Source organism: Verrucosispora sp. SN26_14.1, from assembly GCF_004307965.1.
Classification (GTDB): Bacteria; Actinomycetota; Actinomycetes; order Mycobacteriales; family Micromonosporaceae; genus Micromonospora.
Genome location: NZ_SISL01000001.1, coordinates 30,368 through 45,578 on the forward strand (window position 1 = coordinate 30,368; position 15,211 = coordinate 45,578).

General features: G+C 71.4%; 13 protein-coding genes. 9 read left to right on the forward strand and 4 right to left on the reverse strand.

Annotated features, from left to right (window positions below; translation table 11 throughout):
* Window positions 1–165: 165 nt before the first annotated feature.
* Complete coding sequence (locus EYA84_RS00135; RefSeq protein ID WP_201272239.1) at window positions 166–918, forward strand: class I SAM-dependent methyltransferase; 753 nt, start codon at window positions 166–168, stop codon at window positions 916–918.
* Between the two features lie 65 nt (window positions 919–983).
* Here EYA84_RS00135 and EYA84_RS00140 read toward each other — a convergent pair whose 3' ends face one another.
* Complete coding sequence (locus EYA84_RS00140) at window positions 984–2,156, reverse strand: sulfatase (protein ID WP_201272240.1); 1,173 nt, start codon at window positions 2,154–2,156, stop codon at window positions 984–986.
* Between the two features lie 146 nt (window positions 2,157–2,302).
* Here EYA84_RS00140 and EYA84_RS00145 point away from each other — a divergent pair, with 146 nt between their 5' ends.
* Genes EYA84_RS00145 through EYA84_RS00160 form a run of 4 tightly spaced genes read left to right on the forward strand, consistent with a single transcriptional unit; the run spans window position 2,303 to window position 6,473 of the window.
* Window positions 2,303–3,073: a QueT transporter family protein gene (locus EYA84_RS00145; RefSeq protein ID WP_131050871.1), complete on the forward strand. Its 771-nt coding sequence runs from the start codon at window positions 2,303–2,305 to the stop codon at window positions 3,071–3,073.
* Between the two features lie 7 nt (window positions 3,074–3,080).
* A complete protein-coding gene (locus EYA84_RS00150) occupies window positions 3,081–4,763 on the forward strand; it encodes an ABC transporter ATP-binding protein (protein WP_131050872.1) in 1,683 nt (560 codons plus the stop codon).
* Window positions 4,760–5,557 (forward strand): energy-coupling factor transporter transmembrane protein EcfT, encoded by a 798-nt coding sequence (locus tag EYA84_RS00155; RefSeq protein WP_131050873.1) that lies wholly within the window; start codon window positions 4,760–4,762, stop codon window positions 5,555–5,557. The genes EYA84_RS00150 and EYA84_RS00155 overlap by 4 nt, the downstream gene beginning before the upstream one ends.
* A 49-nt stretch (window positions 5,558–5,606) precedes the next feature.
* The gene (locus tag EYA84_RS00160) at window positions 5,607–6,473 is read left to right on the forward strand and encodes an HAD family hydrolase (protein WP_131050874.1); all 867 of its coding nucleotides are present in this window, start codon (window positions 5,607–5,609) and stop codon (window positions 6,471–6,473) included.
* On the opposite strand, the gene EYA84_RS00165 is transcribed toward EYA84_RS00160, so the two are convergent.
* Window positions 6,418–7,611 carry a DUF455 family protein gene (locus tag EYA84_RS00165; RefSeq protein WP_131050875.1) on the reverse strand — a complete coding sequence of 398 codons (1,194 nt, stop codon included), beginning with the start codon at window positions 7,609–7,611 and terminating at the stop codon, window positions 6,418–6,420. The genes EYA84_RS00160 and EYA84_RS00165 overlap by 56 nt on opposite strands.
* 212 nt (window positions 7,612–7,823) lie before the next feature.
* On the opposite strand from EYA84_RS00165, the gene EYA84_RS00170 reads away from it, so the two are divergent.
* Together EYA84_RS00170 and EYA84_RS00175 are read left to right on the forward strand one after the other, a co-directional pair.
* Window positions 7,824–8,579, forward strand: coding sequence for a phytanoyl-CoA dioxygenase family protein (locus EYA84_RS00170; protein WP_161594865.1), 756 nt, complete (start codon window positions 7,824–7,826; stop codon window positions 8,577–8,579).
* Window positions 8,580–8,640: 61 nt separating this feature from the next.
* Window positions 8,641–10,272: a radical SAM protein gene (locus EYA84_RS00175; protein ID WP_131050877.1), complete on the forward strand. Its 1,632-nt coding sequence runs from the start codon at window positions 8,641–8,643 to the stop codon at window positions 10,270–10,272.
* Between the two features lie 31 nt (window positions 10,273–10,303).
* On the opposite strand, the gene EYA84_RS00180 is transcribed toward EYA84_RS00175, so the two are convergent.
* The gene (locus EYA84_RS00180) at window positions 10,304–11,725 is read right to left on the reverse strand and encodes a sulfatase-like hydrolase/transferase (RefSeq protein WP_131050878.1); all 1,422 of its coding nucleotides are present in this window, start codon (window positions 11,723–11,725) and stop codon (window positions 10,304–10,306) included.
* Window positions 11,726–11,844: 119 nt separating this feature from the next.
* Here EYA84_RS00180 and EYA84_RS00185 point away from each other — a divergent pair, with 119 nt between their 5' ends.
* Both EYA84_RS00185 and EYA84_RS00190 read left to right on the forward strand, forming a co-directional pair.
* Window positions 11,845–12,789, forward strand: coding sequence for an NAD(P)-dependent oxidoreductase (locus EYA84_RS00185; protein WP_131050879.1), 945 nt, complete (start codon window positions 11,845–11,847; stop codon window positions 12,787–12,789).
* Window positions 12,779–13,678 (forward strand): PHP domain-containing protein, encoded by a 900-nt coding sequence (locus tag EYA84_RS00190; protein ID WP_131050880.1) that lies wholly within the window; start codon window positions 12,779–12,781, stop codon window positions 13,676–13,678. Before EYA84_RS00185 ends, EYA84_RS00190 begins: the two co-directional genes overlap by 11 nt.
* Here the strand turns inward: EYA84_RS00190 and EYA84_RS00195 are convergent.
* Window positions 13,631–15,133, reverse strand: coding sequence for a class I adenylate-forming enzyme family protein (locus tag EYA84_RS00195; RefSeq protein WP_161594866.1), 1,503 nt, complete (start codon window positions 15,131–15,133; stop codon window positions 13,631–13,633). The two genes, EYA84_RS00190 and EYA84_RS00195, sit on opposite strands and share 48 nt — an antisense overlap.
* Window positions 15,134–15,211: the final 78 nt, after the last annotated feature.

Here is a 15,211-nt window from a genome sequence, read left to right on the forward strand (position 1 = left end):
CGCGCCGACCATCGCCCGTCTAGAGTCCAACGTCAATGTCAGTGAGCCTTCGGCAGGGCACGCTCAGCAGCGTTGCGGGGGTTCCTCATCGCCGCCGCGCGCTACCGCACAGCGGTCCCGCGCCGTCGCGGCCGGTCCCGAATTGTGGAAACGACAGGGGGAGCAGTGACAATTAGCGATCAGGACGTCGTCGACCACTTCACCGCGCGGGCGCAGGGCTACGACCGCTCCAGCGCCTGGTGCACCGACACCGAGCTCGGCCGTCTCGTCCTCGACCTGACCTCGCCCCGGCCGGAGCACGAGGTGCTCGACGTGGCCTGCGGGACCGGCCTGGTCTCCCGGCTGTTCAGCGGGCGGGTGGCACGACTCGTCGGTGTCGACGTGACCGCGGCCATGGCGGAGCAGGCCCGGCCGTCGCTGGACGACCTCGTCCTCGCCCCCGCCGAGGACCTGCCCTTCCCCGACGACTCCTTCGACATCACGGTCTGTCGGCAGGGCATCCAGTTCATGGAGCTGCCGGCCGCGGTCACCGAGATGACCCGGGTGACGCGGCCGGGCGGCCGGGTCGTCCTGATCAACCTCTGCGCCTACGGCACCGACGACCGCGACGAGTACTTCGAGATCCTGCGGCTGCGTAACCCGGTGCGGCGGCACTTCTTCCTGCCGGGCGACCTCGGGGACCTGCTGCGCGAGGCGGGCTGCGGAGACGTCGAGACCCGCAGGTACGTCTCGGTCGAGGACGTCGACGTCTGGTCGGACAACGGCGCCATCGACGAGGACGCCAGGGAGGCGATCCGCCAGGTGTACCGGTCGATGTCACCGGAGTTCCGCCGGCTGCACGCGGTGGAGCAGACCGACGGGCGGATCATCGACCGGATGCTCTTCGAGGTCGCGGCGGGGCGCCCGGCCGGGGACTGACGCGAGGGCGACCTCCGGGCCGGCGACGGGTGCTGCTCCCCCGCCGTCCCGGAGGCCGGGTGTGCTCAGTCCACCAGCGGCGGGGCAGGCGGCGCGACCGTCGGGGAGACCAACGGGACGGGGTGGAACTCGTCCGGGTCGGTCGTCAGGTCGTACCAGTCGACGGCGCCGCCCTCCACGGGCTGCCAGATCGTCTTGCTGCGGCCGTCGGTGCGGATCGACGCCAGCGCCCGCAGTTCCCGGTAGTCACTGGCCTCGCGCTTCTCCTCGGGGAAGTAGGTCTCCGAGTACGCGGGCCGGGAGGTGCCGGTCAGGTCCCGGAAGAACGACGTCATGGACTCGCCGTCGGTGGGGGTCTCCGGCAGTCCCAGCAGGTCCAGGACGGTGGGCATGATGTCGACCAGCCGCACCTGTTCGTGGAACTCGCGGCCGGCCGGCACGCCCGGTCCGGAGAAGATCATCGGCACGTGCTGGGTGGTGTCGTGCAGCAGGCAGCCGTGCCCCTCCTCGTACGGGTGCCCCCGCTCCCCCGCGTGGTCGTTGGAATACCAGCCGCCGAGGTCCTCACCGTGGTCGGAGAAGCAGACGACGAGCATCGAGTCGATGTCGTGCCCGGCGGCGGCCAGCCGGTCGAGCAGCACTCCGAGGTAGTGGTCGCTGTAGGCGACCTCGCCCTCGTAGGGGTTGTCGACGGCCACGCCGACGTCCTCCGGCGGCTCGTACGGCCAGTGCGCGTCGAAGAAGTGGGCGAAGAGGAAGAAGGGCGAGTTCTGTTCGTCCAGCCAGTCGCCGGCCCGCTCGGCGACCATCGGCGCCCGCTTGAGGGCCAGCCCGCGCAGCTTCACGTCGCCGACCGCGAGGGGGTCCCGCCCGTCGGGCAGCAGCGGGATCTCGTCGTCGTAGAAGTCGAAGCCGCGGTCGATGCCGTACCACTTGTTGAGACCCGGGCAGGAGACGACGGCGCCGGTCCGGTAGCCGACCTCGCGTAGTCGTTCGGCCAGTGTCGGCACGTCGGCGCGGAGTTGTTCACGGAACAGGTGACGGACGCCGTGGTTCGGTGGTTGCAGGCCGGTGAAGACCGTGGCGTGGCTGACCGGAGTCAGCGGGCAGGACGACACGGCCTGGCGGAACGTGACACCTCGGCGGCGGAGCCCCTCCACGCCGGGGAACTTCCCGGAATATGCGACGTCGGCGCGGACGGTGTCGAGCGAGACGAAAAGGACACTGGGCCGGTCCACGAGAACCCCCTCGCTGGCTACGGGCAGTCGGGAGATCGTACCTTATCGATGCGTTCATTGACGACCGCAGAAGTGGCCCGACGTCGACACGTTGACGGTGATCATCGTTGGCGTTATGTTCGTCGCGATCGTCTTAGGGGGGCGCAATGCGGTCGTGCATCCTGATGTGGAAATACCCGCAGATGGTGGTCCTCACGGCCGTCACTGCCGCTCTGTACGCGACCGCGTACATCGCGTTGTCGCCGTTCAGCATCGATCTGGTGCCGGGCGTCCTCAGTTTCTCCATCCGCACCATCTTCCCGATGGTTTTCGGAATCCTGTTCGGCCCGGCCGGCGCGTGGGGCCTCGGCATCGGAAACATTGTCGGTGACCTGTTCACGGGCAGTCTGGCACTCGGCTCGGTATTCGGCTTCCTGTCGAACGCCCTGCTCGGCTACCTCGGTTTCACCCTCTGGTCCCGCTTCGGCCCCCGTCCGGCGCAGTTCGACGCCGACGTCGAGGACGCCCCGGCCGGTGACCGGGTCCGCCCGGTGCTGACCTACCTGGCCATCGGTGTGGTCGCGGCGGCGGCGAGCGCGGTCGTGCTCGCCTGGGGCCTCGACCTGCTCGGCTTCGTGCCGTTCCGGGTGGTCGCGGTCACCCTGGCCGCCAACTTCGTGATCGGCAACTGGGTCGGCGGTCTGCTGTACCTCCTCCTGCACCGGAGGGTCCGGGCGATGGGCGTGACCTGGGACGAGATCATGGATCTCGACGAGCCACCGGGCCGAGGACCCCGCGCGCTGCTGGGCACCGCGCTCGTGGCGGTCGGCGGCATCGCCGGCTGGCTCGTCGGAATCCAGCTCGGCGGTTCCGACCTGCTCACCCCCGTCGTGGGCGTCGGCTTCGTGGCGGTGCTCCTCGGCTCGCTCCTCCTCTGACGGGACGATGTCCTCCTCGCTGACCGCGCAGCAACTGGGCTTCACCTATCGGCGGTCCTCCACGGCGGCACTGACCGGGGTGGACCTGCGCCTGCCGCCCCAGCAGTTCACCGCGTTGCTGGGTGCGGCGGGCGCCGGGAAGTCCACCCTCGCCATGGCGCTGACCGGCCTGATCCCCCGCAGTGTCCGGGGGCGCCGGGAGGGCACCGTGCACCTCGACGGCCGGGATCTCGCCGAGCTGGCCGCCGCCGAGGTGGCACAGCACATCGGCATCGTCTTCCAGGACTTCGAGAGTCAGCTCTTCGCCACCAGCGTCACCCTCGAGCTCGCGTTCGGGCTGGAGAACCTGGCGGTCGAGACGACCGAGATGCGCCAGCGGGTCGAGGACTACCTGCGCCTGCTCCGGCTGACCGAGCTGCGCGACCGGGAACCGGCCACGCTCTCGGGCGGTCAGAAGCAACGGCTGGCACTGGCGGCGGCCCTGGCGCTCGAACCGGAGATCCTGATCCTGGACGAGCCGACCACCGACCTCGACGCGGCCAGCCGTGTCGAGGTGATCCGCGCGGCGCGGTGGTGGCGCGGTCGGCCTCGGACCCTCGTGCTGGTGGAACACGACACCGAGGCGGTGCTCGGCCCACCCGGCGGACCCGGTGCGGACCGGGTGGTGCTGCTGGAGGCCGGTCAGGTGGCGGTGGACGGCCCGGCCGACACCGTCCTGCGGGACCCCGCCCTGCTGCGTCGGCACGGGGTCCGGCCACCGCAGGTCGCCGACGTGTGCGACCGGCTCGGGCTGCCCGAGATCGCCCTCACCGTGGCTGAGGCGGTGCCGCTGATCGGATCGCTGCGCCCCTCGGCCGGGCCCGCCCGCGCGCGGGGGGCACCCGGACCGGCGGTGGTCAGCGCGCGACACCTCGACCACGAGTACCCCGACGGTCGGGCGCAGGCCCTGCGCGACGTGTCGGTGGACATCCACGAGGGACAGTTCACCGCCATCATGGGGCGGAACGGGTCCGGCAAGACGACCCTGGCCAAGGTGCTCAGCGGGTTGCTCGTCCCCGATGCGGGGCAGGTCGACGTGCTGGGCCGGGACCTGCGAGGGCTGCCCCGCGCCGACCTGGCCCGCCACGTGGGCTACGTGTTCCAGAACCCCGACCACCAGCTCTTCTCGGCGACCGTGGCGGACGAGATCGCCTTCGGGCCGCGCAACTTCGGTCTCCCCGACGACGAGGTACGCGACCGGGTGGACGCCGCGCTGGCCGACGTCGGTCTGACCGAGCTGCGCCGGACCGACCCGTTCCTGCTGCGCAAGGGCGACCGGCAGCGCCTGGCCGTGGCGGCGGTGCTGGCCATGAGCCCCCGGGTGATCGTGCTGGACGAGCCGACCACCGGTCTCGACGAACGACAGCAGCAGGCGGTCATGCGGCTGCTGCGCCGCCTCAACCGGGCCGACCTGACCGTGGTCATGGTCACCCACCACGCGAACCTGGTCGCCGAGTACGCCGACCGGCTCGTCGTGATGACCGACGGGCGCATCGTCCTCGACGGGCCGCCCGAGGTGGTGTTCCGGCGTCGCGACGTGCTCGCCGCCGCGTCGGTGCTGCCGCCGCCCGTGGTGGACCTCGCCGACGAGCTGCGGGTGGACGCGCTCACGGTCGACGAACTCGCCGCCGTCCTCCGAGTGGGTCGGTGACCGTGTACAAGAGCCTCTACCTCCACCGCGCGTCACCGGTGCACGCCCTCGATCCGCGGGCCAAGCTGCTGGGCCTGCTCGCGCTGGCCGGACTGCCCTTCGCCTTCAACGACCCCCGGTACGTGGCGGTGGTCGGGCTAATCGTGCTGGGGCTCTCCGCCGTCGCGGGGTGCCTGGGCAATCTGCGCCGCTTCCGCAACGTCTACCTGCTGGTGTTCGTGGTCAACGTCGTGCTGTGGCAGTTCACCATCGACGGCGCCACCACGCTGTTCGTGCTGGGTCCGGTCAGCGTCACCCGGGAGGCGCTGCTGTACGGCATCGCCGCCGCGCTGCGGTTCGTGGTCGTGCTGATGGTCGGTACGCTCTTCGTCTCCTGCACCAGCACCGAGGACGTCACCGTCGGGCTGGTGCACCTGCGCCTGCCGTACACCGTGGCGTTCGTCGTCTCCACCACGTTGCGCCTGGTGCCGGCGTTCGTCACCGCGACGGGCACCGTGATCGAGGCGCAGACGGCGCGGGGCTTCGTGGCGGACAGTCGCAATCCGGTACGCCGGGTCCGCCAGCTCCTGCCCGTCGTGGTGCCGTTGATCGTCTACGCGCTGCGACACGGGTCGATGATGTCGCTGGCGATGGAGGCCCGGGGGTTCACCGTGCGCGGCGACCGGACCAGCTACCGCACCCCGGTGATGACCGCCCGCGACGTCGCCGTGCTGGGCGGGCTGGCGATCATCCTGGCCGGTGCGATACACCTTCGACTGTCCGGTTACGGCGTGGTGCTGCCCGGACGGCTGTGACGGCCGGGCCGGGACCGTGGTGTCGCGGGCTCGGCCGGAAGGGAGCACGATGACGCCTCGCCTGATCGCCACCGACGTGGACGGGACCCTGCTGCGCCCGGACGAGACGGTCTCCGCCCGCACCGGTCGCGCGTTGGCCGCGGTGGCCCGCTCGGGTACGCCGTTGGCCCTGGTCACCGGCCGTCCACCCCGTTGGCTACGTCCGGTGCTGGCGGAGACGGCGCACCGTGGGCCGGTGGTCTGCGCGAACGGGGCGATGCTCTACGACGTACCGACGCAGCGGGTGTTGCGGTCGTACCCGATGGAGGTGGAGTGTCTGCGGGCGGTCGCCGAGAACATCCGGCGGATCCTGCCGGACGCGACGTTCGCGGCCGAGTACGGTGACGCCTTCGTCCACGAGCCCGGTTACCGGCCCCGCTGGGACGTCGATCTGCCCGAGGTGAGCATCGTGGACCTGACCGTGGTGCTCGCCCGCCCGGCGGTCAAGCTCCTGGTGCGGCACGCCGAACTCGACGCGGACGCGATGTTCGCGCTCGTCCGGCCGGCGGTCGGCGACCTCGCGGTGGTGACCCACGGTTCGGGTGACGCCCGGATGGAGATCTCCGCGCTCGGTGTCACCAAGGCCACCGCGCTGGCCGCGCTCGCCGAGGAACTCGGCATCGACCGGTCCGAGGTGATCGCCTTCGGTGACATGCCGAACGACCTGCCGATGATGGAGTGGGCCGGGCGGTCCTACGCGGTCGAGAACGCCCATCCCGACGTCCGGGCGATCGCGGACGAGGTGGTCGGGTCCAACAGCGAGGACGGTGTGGCCGGCGTGTTGGAGCGGTGGTGGCCGGTCGGCCCGCCCCGACCGGCGGTCAGTGCTCCCCGTCCCCGGTCCGCCGCCGCAGCCGCGCCAACTCGGCGGGACTGAAGCCGGAGAGCCGACGGGCGTCGGTGTTGATCGGGTGTTTGTAGGGCGCTCCGGCGTCGTTCTCCTCCAGGAGTCGGTACACCCGTTCCTCGGCCTCCTGGACGGCCTCTTCGCTGCCCAGGAGGTGCCGGAGCCAGCGGTTGCCGTTGGCGACGTGGGTCACCTCGTCGGCGGTGATGTACTCGAACACCATCGCGATGTGGTCCTCGCCGTCGGCCTTGAGTCGACGGTGGACGTTCTCCGCACTGTCGAGCGCCGCGCCCTCACCGATCCGCTGTTCGATGATGAGCCGTTCCGCGAGGTCGCGGCCGAGGGCGAACTTGTCCCACACCTCGTACTGCACCGGTTGGTCGCCGGGGGCCAGCCCGCACTCGTGGGCCCGCTGCATGAACAGCTCGAAGTGGCGGGCCTCGTCCCGGATCTGCTTGGCGAGGTCGTAGCGCAGACCCCACGGCGCCTCGGGGTGGTGGGCCAGGACCGCCGCGCACACCTCGGTCGCGCACAGCTCGATGCGGTACGCCATGTCGTAGAGGATCGTGCCGTAGCGGCCCGGTCCGTCCGGGGGCACCGCCCGCCCCTCGCGCAGGTCGGGTTCGCGCCCGGGTCGTGCCGGGATCTCCGGAAGGGGTGGGCAGGGGGTGTCCGCGACGGGTCCGGTCGGCAGTCGGGACAGGACGTCCTGGCGGAGGGTGGGCTCGTAGGGCAGCACGTCGATGCGGTGCAGCACGTCGGTGAGGCACGCGACGGTGGTCTCGTCGGCGGCGGTCAACAGTCGGGACCGGTGCTGGAAGACCTGGTCCCGCAGGTCGGGGTAGCAGACACCGACCAGCGCCGTCCGTTGCCGCCCCGGGTCGGACATCCGGGTCAGACGGTTGAGCAGGCGCACCTGGGCGGTGTCCGGGGTGACGCCGTCGGAGGTGCGGGTGCGCAGTGTGCCGATCCGCTCGTCGATGAGCTGTGCACCCTGGGCCAGCGCCCAGATCTCCCGCGACAGCGCCAGCTTCTGATCGGTAGCCGGGATCCTGACCAGGACGCTCGCGGCGAGCCCCATGGTCTGTTCCATGGCGTCCCGGATCGTCGCCAGCGCCCGCCGGTTGTGGGTGAGGTCGAGTCCCTGTGGCACGAACTCCGGATCCAAGCGGGAACCTCCCCGAGCGTTCGATCCTGCCGGTCGGGCCGTGCGGCTACGCGACGCCGTGGGCCGTCCGCATCCCTCTCAGCGCGGATCCTACAGCGCGTCGCAGGGGCCGAGGCAAGAGCAACATATCCATGGGAGTAACTGTCGTGTCGCGTTCGGACTTCGTCTACCATCGATCTTTGTCATGGCGGTTCGGGAGAGGATGTGACGAGGTGCTCACCGATGAGGAGCGCTTTCTGTTCGACCTGCGGGGCTTCGTGGTCCTCCGCGAGGTGCTCGACCCGGAGCAACTGGGTGAGGTCAACCGGATCATCGACGGCCAGGAGCTTCCGCCGCCCGGTGACACGTTCGCCGACCAGATCTTCTCCGGCTTCCTGAGCTGGGGGCCGGCCTTCACCGACCTGCTCGACCACGAGCGGGTCTTCCCCGTCGTGACCACCCTGCTGCCACGGCCCCGGCTGGACCGCTACTACGGCATCCGGATGCGGGCCGGCACCACGGGCCTGCCCCTGCACGGCGGGGCGCTCGAAGCAGACGGCCAGTCGGAGTTCTACCACTTCCACCACGGCCGGATGGCCAACGGCGTGATCACGGTCAGTTGGGCCCTCACCGACATGCTGGCCGGTCAGGGCGGCTTCGTGTGCATCCCGGGCAGCCACAAGAGCAACCACCCGCTGCCGAAGTCCTGGGACTACCGGGCCGAGGCGGTGCACCATGTGCCGATGGCCGCCGGTGACGTGCTGGTCTTCAACGGGGCGATGGCGCACGGCACCCACCCCTGGCACGCCGACCACGAACGCCGGTCGGTCATGTTCAAGTACGCGCCGGGGCATCTCGCGTGGAGCAAGGTCTATCTGGATTGGGCGGCCGAGCTGCGGCAGTCCCTGAGTCCCCGTCAGCAGGCGTTGTTGGAGCCGCCGTACTGCTTGCCGCACCACGAGGACCCCACCGACCGCTTCGTGCGCTGACCCTCCGCTGCCGGCGCGCCCGTCGCCCACCGACGGGCGCACCACCGTCGAGAGGAACGCGATGACCGCACTGCTGCTGTCAGGGCTCGGCCCGGCCTTCATGAACGAGGGGGTGCTGCGCGGCACGCTGTTCGACCCGGACAGCGTGGACCGCCTCCGCACCGACTACTACCCCCACCTGACCCTGGCCGACCTGGGCTTCGAGCGCGAGGGTCGTCGGCACCCGTTGCTGCGCCCGGCGCGCGGGCGGGGGTCCAGCTCGCTGCGCATCGACGGGCTCGACGGGCTCACCGCCGCGCCGGTGCCGCACCTGACCACGACCACGCTGGAGTCCATTCTCGACGCCGCCGAGACCGACTACGAGGCGTTCGACCTGTCCGGGGTCTGGCAGGGTGACCGGGAGCCGGTCACCCCGTCGGCCCAGGTGCACGTGGTGCTCCTCTCCACCACCTTCGTCTGGGACCACCGCTCGATGTCCCGGGCGATCCGGTGGGCCGTGGACCGCTTCCCTGGGGTGCCGATCGTGCTGGGCGGTCAGTACAGCAACCTGAAGTATCTGAAGATCATGGCGGCCCACCCGGAGGTCACCTGCGTGGTGCGTGGCGACGCGGAGGAGGCGTTGCCGCTGCTGCTGCGGGCCGTCGCGGGCGGCGGTGACTGGCGCGACGTGCCGAACCTGGTGGTACGCACCGACGACGGTCGCATCGCGCACACCGACTTCCGGTACGTGGACATCGAGGCGCACCCCTCCCCCACCATGCGGGGGCGCCGCCCGATCGTGCCGTACGAGTCGATGCGCGGGTGCCCGTTCAGCTGCAAGTTCTGCTCGTTCCCGGCCGCCTCGCCCAAGTGGCGGTACAAGTCGGCGAAGAAGATCGCCACCGACTGGGCCGGGTACGCCGAGGTCAACGGGGCCCGACACATCAGAGCTTCCGACTCGACCTTCACGGTGCCGCCGACCCGTCTGCGGGAACTGTTCGACCTGCTGCCGGAGGTGGGCATCGGCTGGGAGGCGTTCGCCCGGGCCAACGCCATCCGGGACGCGGAGACGGTCGACCGGCTGCTCGCCGCGCACTGCCGGTGGCTGTCCATCGGCTTCGAGTCGATGAGCGACCGGACGCTGACGCTGATGAAGAAGCAGGTGACCGCCGCCGCCAACCGCCGCGCCTTCCAGTTGCTGTCCCGCAGCGACCTGGGCTACCGGTGCTCGTTCATCCTCGGCTATCCCGGGGAGACGCCCGACGACTTCGGCGAGACGTCCACCTTCCTGCGGGACGAGTACGCCGGCCACTTCACCCTGAGCATCTTCTCGCTCCAGGACGAGACGATGCCGGTCTGGGAGGACGCCGAGCAGCTCGGTATCGAGGTCGACGACCCGGAGGCACCGGACTACTCCTGGCGGCACCACGGCATGGACATCCACCAGGCGCGGCAGCTGTGGCGGCAGACGCTGGAGGAGGTGCGGTGGGGCAGCGACACCGCCGTGCACCTGCTCTGGCAGAAGGACTACGAGACACCGCTGATCCCCTGGCGTGACGCCCGGACGAACTTCCGGCTGGAGAAGCTGGTGGAGCGCCTGGCCATGCTGCCCACGACCGAGCCGGACCCGCGCCGGGCCCGACCGAGGATCGTGGGGATCCTCGACGAGCTGGCGCGGGAGGGGGTGTCGGCGCAGTCGGCTCCGGCCGGGTGAGCCGGTCGCGGTGCCTGTGCACCGCGACCGGTCAGATCGCGTACCCGAGGGACCGGAGCTGGGCGCGGATGTCGACGGTGGCGGGTACCGGCTCCGGGGTGGTCCGGGCCAGCGTGTAGGCGTCCAGCAGCGCCCGGAGGTCGCGGTCGTCGGCGGTGGGATCGACGTGTGGCACCAGGTCGTCGTCGAAGCGCTCGACCCAGGCGGTCTCCACCTCGTCGATGCCGGCGAAGGACTTGCGGTATCTGCGGGGGACCCGGACGAGGCGGTGCCGGCCCTGGTAGGCGGCCTGCCCGACCAGGACGTGACGCAGTGGGCCCTGCGCCTCGCCGGCCCGCTGGCGTTCCTGGAAGGCGATGAACTCCCCGAGGTCGGAGGTGTACGCCTCGGCGAGGGCCTCCGCGTCGGGAGGTGGGCCACCGCTGCCCCGGGCCGCGTCGGCCAGGCTACGACCGTCCAGGGCGTCGTCCGCCGCCGGCCGCAGACCGGCGAGGTCGAGCACGGTGGGCACGATGTCGACGGTGCGGATCCGGTCCCGGTGCAGACCGGCGGCGACACCGTCGCCGACCAGGACGACGGGTACCCGCAGCACCGCCTCGGCCATCGAGTTGAAGTGGCCGTTGGTGTGCTCGTCGAACTCCTCGCCGTGGTCGCTGAAGACGACCAGCAGCATGCGCCGACCGGTGGCGGCGACCCGGCGGGTGAGCCGGTCGAGGAAGGGCTCCAGCCGGGTGGTCAGGAAGTGCGCGACGCCGTCCAGGTAGAGCTGCATCAGCAGGTCGTACGCGCCGGTCTCGTAGAGGTGGCCGGCGGCCCGCTTGTAGCGGAACAGCAGTTCGGCGTCCTCCGGGTCGCGGTGGCTCTCCACGAGCCGGTCGACGAACGCCGGCTTCTCCGTGGGCAGCATGGCCTCCAGTTCGTCGACCTTGTCGCGGAATGCCTGGCCGCCGAAGCGGAGGTTGTGGAAGCCGTACGGGGTGTGCACGCCACCGAAGTGGGCCAGTGCCACACAGCCCTCGGAGGCGGCGACGGCGTCGACGAAGGCGTCGTCGTCCTCGTCGAGGTAGACGTCGACGTCCCCGGTGAAGCCGAGTTCGGGGCCGAGGATGATCGGGAAGTCGACCTTCATGATGGTCTGTCTGCCGGCCCGCTTGCCGTGGGTGAAGATCGACGGTGCCCGCAGCCGGCCGTTGTAGAACTCGTGCAGGCCGTTGTGCAGGGGGTAGCGCCCGGTGAGCAGCGCGCCGTGTGCGGCGGCCGTGTAGGGGGCGGCGGTGATCGTGTTCGGGAAGAAGGCACCCCGGCCGACGAGGTCGTCGAGGACGGCGGTGGGTGGTGCCGCCAGTTCCGGGAAGCGCCGACGCCAGAGGTTCAACGGGTTGGCGGCGATCGCGTCGCCGCGCAGGGTGTCGATTGAGACGAAGACGATGTGGTCGTACGGCTGCTCGCCCACGGTGCTCCGATCCTTGGTCCGGCGTGCCGGGACTGGTCGACGGCATCGATCGATTCCACTATTATCATGCCGATGATCTCGATCTACAACGGTCGGCGACACCGGCGTCGAGGACGTTGATGCGCGTCCTGGTGACCGGAGCGGCCGGCTTCATCGGCAGCCATCTGGTGGAGCGGCTGCTCGCGCGCGGCGACGAGGTGCGCGGCGTCGACTGCCTCACCTCCGGCTATCCGCCCGCGACGAAACTGGCCAACCTGGCCGCGGTCCGCCACCACCCCCGTTTCGAGCTGGTGATCGTCGACCTCGCCAGTACACCGACCGCCCCGCTGCTGGACGGGGTGGAGGTGGTCTTCCACCTGGCCGGTCAGCCCGGGGTGCGTACCTCCTGGGGCAGCGGGTTCGGCGACTACGTGACGCACAATGTGCTCGTCACCCAGCGGATGCTGGAGGCCGCCGCCGCGACCGATCCGGCTCCCCGGGTCGTGATGGCCTCCAGTTCCTCGGTGTACGGCGAGGGGCACCGGTGGCCGACGCCGGAGGACGCCCCGGCACGTCCGGTCAGCCCGTACGGCGTCACCAAGCTGGCCGCGGAACACCTGTGCCGGGTCTACGCCGACCTGCGCCGGGTGCCCACCGTGGTGCTGCGGTACTTCACCGTCTACGGGCCCCGGCAGCGGCCGGACATGGCGCTGCACCGGATGTTCGACGCCCTGGCCACCGGCCGGGAGTTCCCGGTCTACGGCAGCGGTGGGCAGGTGCGCGACTTCACCTACGTCGACGACGTGGTGGCCGCGACGATGGCCGCCGGGACGCGTCCGGTGCCGCCCGGCTGCGTGTTGAACGTGGCCGGCGGGTCGGCACGTTCCCTGACCGACCTGATCGGGCTCGTCGAGGAGGTGACCGGCCGACCCGTACGGGTGCGCGACGGCGGGGCGCCCCCGGGCGACGTGTCCCGCACCGGCGGGTGCATCGACCGGGCGCGGGAGCTGTTGGGCTGGACGCCCCGGGTCGGGCTGCGCGACGGGGTCCGGGCCCAGGCGGAATGGCACCTGCATGTTGACTGAGCCGGCCGGGGTCGTCGCCGACCTGCACGGGCACTCCCGACTGTCGGACGGCTGGAACCGTCCCGCCGAGCTGGTGACCGTGCAGGCCCGCGCCGGCGTGGAGCTGGTGTCGTTGACCGACCACGACACGCTGGCCGGCACCGCCGCCGCGGCGGCCCGGGCCGCCGAGCTCGGTCTGTCCTACGTGGTCGGTGTGGAGATCACGGCGGCTCCGGTCCGGCACGACAACCACCTGCTGGCGCACGGCGTACGCGCCGACGACCCCGACCTGGCCGCGTTGCTGGCGACCAACCGGCGGATCTGGCGACGGGACGCGCTGGCCGCCCGGGCGGCGCTGCGCGAGGCCGGGGTGACGGTGCCGGAGAGCGCCGCGTACGACGACAGCGAGGCCCTCGTCATGCCGCACAGTGTGGCGCGGGACGTGATCCGGACCGGTCGGGCGACCCACCCGCAGGTATGGCAGGTCATCGACGCGGCGTTGGCCCGACAGCCCCCCGAGGCGTACGCGGGGATGCCGGAGCCGGTGGAGATCGCCGAGGTGGTGCACCACGCGGGCGGGCTGCTGGTGTGGGCGCACCCGGGGCGCTCCCGCAGCCCGGAGCGGATGCGGGCGGTGCTACCGCTGCTCGACGCGATCGAGGTGCACACCCCCCGGCACGACGCTCGCGCCACCGCCGAGTGGGCCGCGCTCTGCGCCGAGACCGGCATCCCGGCCTGCACCGGACGGGATCACCACGGCTATCCGCGGTACCAGCCGCCGCCGGTGCCGGTGGACCCGCGCTACCTGGAGCGGCTGGCGGACCGGATCGTCCGGCCGGAGGATCCGGTCCGGTCGCCGCGCTCAGCCGCTGGTGGCAGCGGGCGAGCCGACCAGGGTGGAGCGGCGTAGCTTGCCGGTGTCGGTGTGCGGGATCGTCTCCCGGAACTCGTAGGTCAACGGCATCTTCGCGGTGGAGAGCAGGAGCTGGCAGTGCCGCCGCAGGTCCGCCTTCGCCGGTGGCGCGTCGGCGACCGCCGGGACCACCACCGCGTGGACGGCCTGCCCGAGTACGGCGTGCGGGCGGGCGGCGACGGCCACGTCCGCGACGCCGGGGTGTTGGCGCAGCACCTCCTCCACCTCGGCCGGATACACCTTCACCCCACCGACGTTGATCATCTCGGCGCGTCGGCCGACGATGTGCAGGTAGCCCTCCTCGTCGAGGAAGCCGGCGTCGCCGAGGCTCATGAAGCCGTCGCGCTCCGGCAGGGCCGGCCCGTCGCCGAGGTAGCTGGGCTGCCGGGTGAACCGGGAGCGCAGGAACACCTCCCCCACCTCGCCCGCCGCCGCGACGCCACCGTCCTCGCGGTACACCCGCACCTCGCAGTCCACCGGTCGTCCGACGCTGCCCGGGTGCCGCAACCACTCGTCGCCCCGGATCCACAACGCGCCGATGCGCTCCTGGCTGGAGTAGCCCTCGTAGAGGGTCTCCGGCGGGAACACCTCCATCCAGGCGCGCTTGAGCTCCGGCGGGGCACCCGCCGAACTCTGGTGCACGGTGGTCACCGAGGAGACGTCGACCTCGCGCAGTGCCGGCACGGCCAGCAGCCGGCGCATCAGGCTGGGCACGATGATGAAGTAGTTGACCCGGTGCCGTTCGATCAGCTCGGGGATGCGGGCCGGCACCACCTGCGGCACCAGCACCACGGTGTGGCCGAGCGCCAGGCCGTGGTAGAGCTTCGTGAACCCCGCGTGGTGCAGCGGGATCATGGCGAGCTGAATCTGCCCGACGTCCAGGCCCACCGCCCGGTCGCCGGTCGACGGGAAGTCGTCGGCCGGGTACACCCAGTCGGGGCGGCGCAGGATGATCCGGGGGCGTCCGGTGCTGCCGCCGGTGGCGTGTGCGGAGCGTGGGGTGCCGGCGGGGAACGCCGCGGGGTCGACCTGCGGTGCCGTCCACAGCTCTGCCGCCGGCACGGTGGTCACCGCGTCGTGCGGAGCGGTGGCCACCACGACGGCGGGGTGGGCCGTGTCGAGCAGGACGGCGAACTCCCGTTCGGTCGACTCGGGATCCAGGGGGAGCACGGTGGCGCTCAGCTTCCAGGCGGCCAGGGTGGCCACCACGTGGTCCAGACCCATCGGCAGGCGCACTGCGACGAGCACGCCCGGGCCCACTCCGGCGGCTGCCAGTCGACCGGCCGCCGCGTCACTGGTGCGGTCCAGTTCGCCCCAGGTCAGCGTGGGGGTCCCGACGGCGTCCGGCACGATGACCGCGGTTCGCTCGGGATGCCGGGCGGCCAACTCCCTGATCCGGTCGCCGATGCGGATCGTCGGGGCCGTCGTTGACAGCTTCTCGGAATGGATCATAAGGTCAATCATATCGAGAACTGTCTTTCGCGAAGACCTCCGAGCCCGGTCCGGGCCGAGCCGCGGTCGATCTGGGAC

Bases quoted from the DNA above. Each gene is read 5' to 3' on its own strand.
- EYA84_RS00145 (WP_131050871.1), top strand. From the start codon at position 2,303: ATGCGGTCGTGCATCCTGATGTGGAAATACCCGCAGATGGTGGTCCTC.
- EYA84_RS00150 (WP_131050872.1), top strand. From the start codon at position 3,081: ATGTCCTCCTCGCTGACCGCGCAGCAACTGGGCTTCACCTATCGGCGG.
- EYA84_RS00160 (WP_131050874.1), top strand. From the start codon at position 5,607: ATGACGCCTCGCCTGATCGCCACCGACGTGGACGGGACCCTGCTGCGC.
- EYA84_RS00175 (WP_131050877.1), top strand. From the start codon at position 8,641: ATGACCGCACTGCTGCTGTCAGGGCTCGGCCCGGCCTTCATGAACGAG.
- EYA84_RS00185 (WP_131050879.1), top strand. From the start codon at position 11,845: ATGCGCGTCCTGGTGACCGGAGCGGCCGGCTTCATCGGCAGCCATCTG.
- EYA84_RS00190 (WP_131050880.1), top strand. From the start codon at position 12,779: ATGTTGACTGAGCCGGCCGGGGTCGTCGCCGACCTGCACGGGCACTCC.
- EYA84_RS00195 (WP_161594866.1), bottom strand. From the start codon at position 15,133: ATGATCCATTCCGAGAAGCTGTCAACGACGGCCCCGACGATCCGCATC.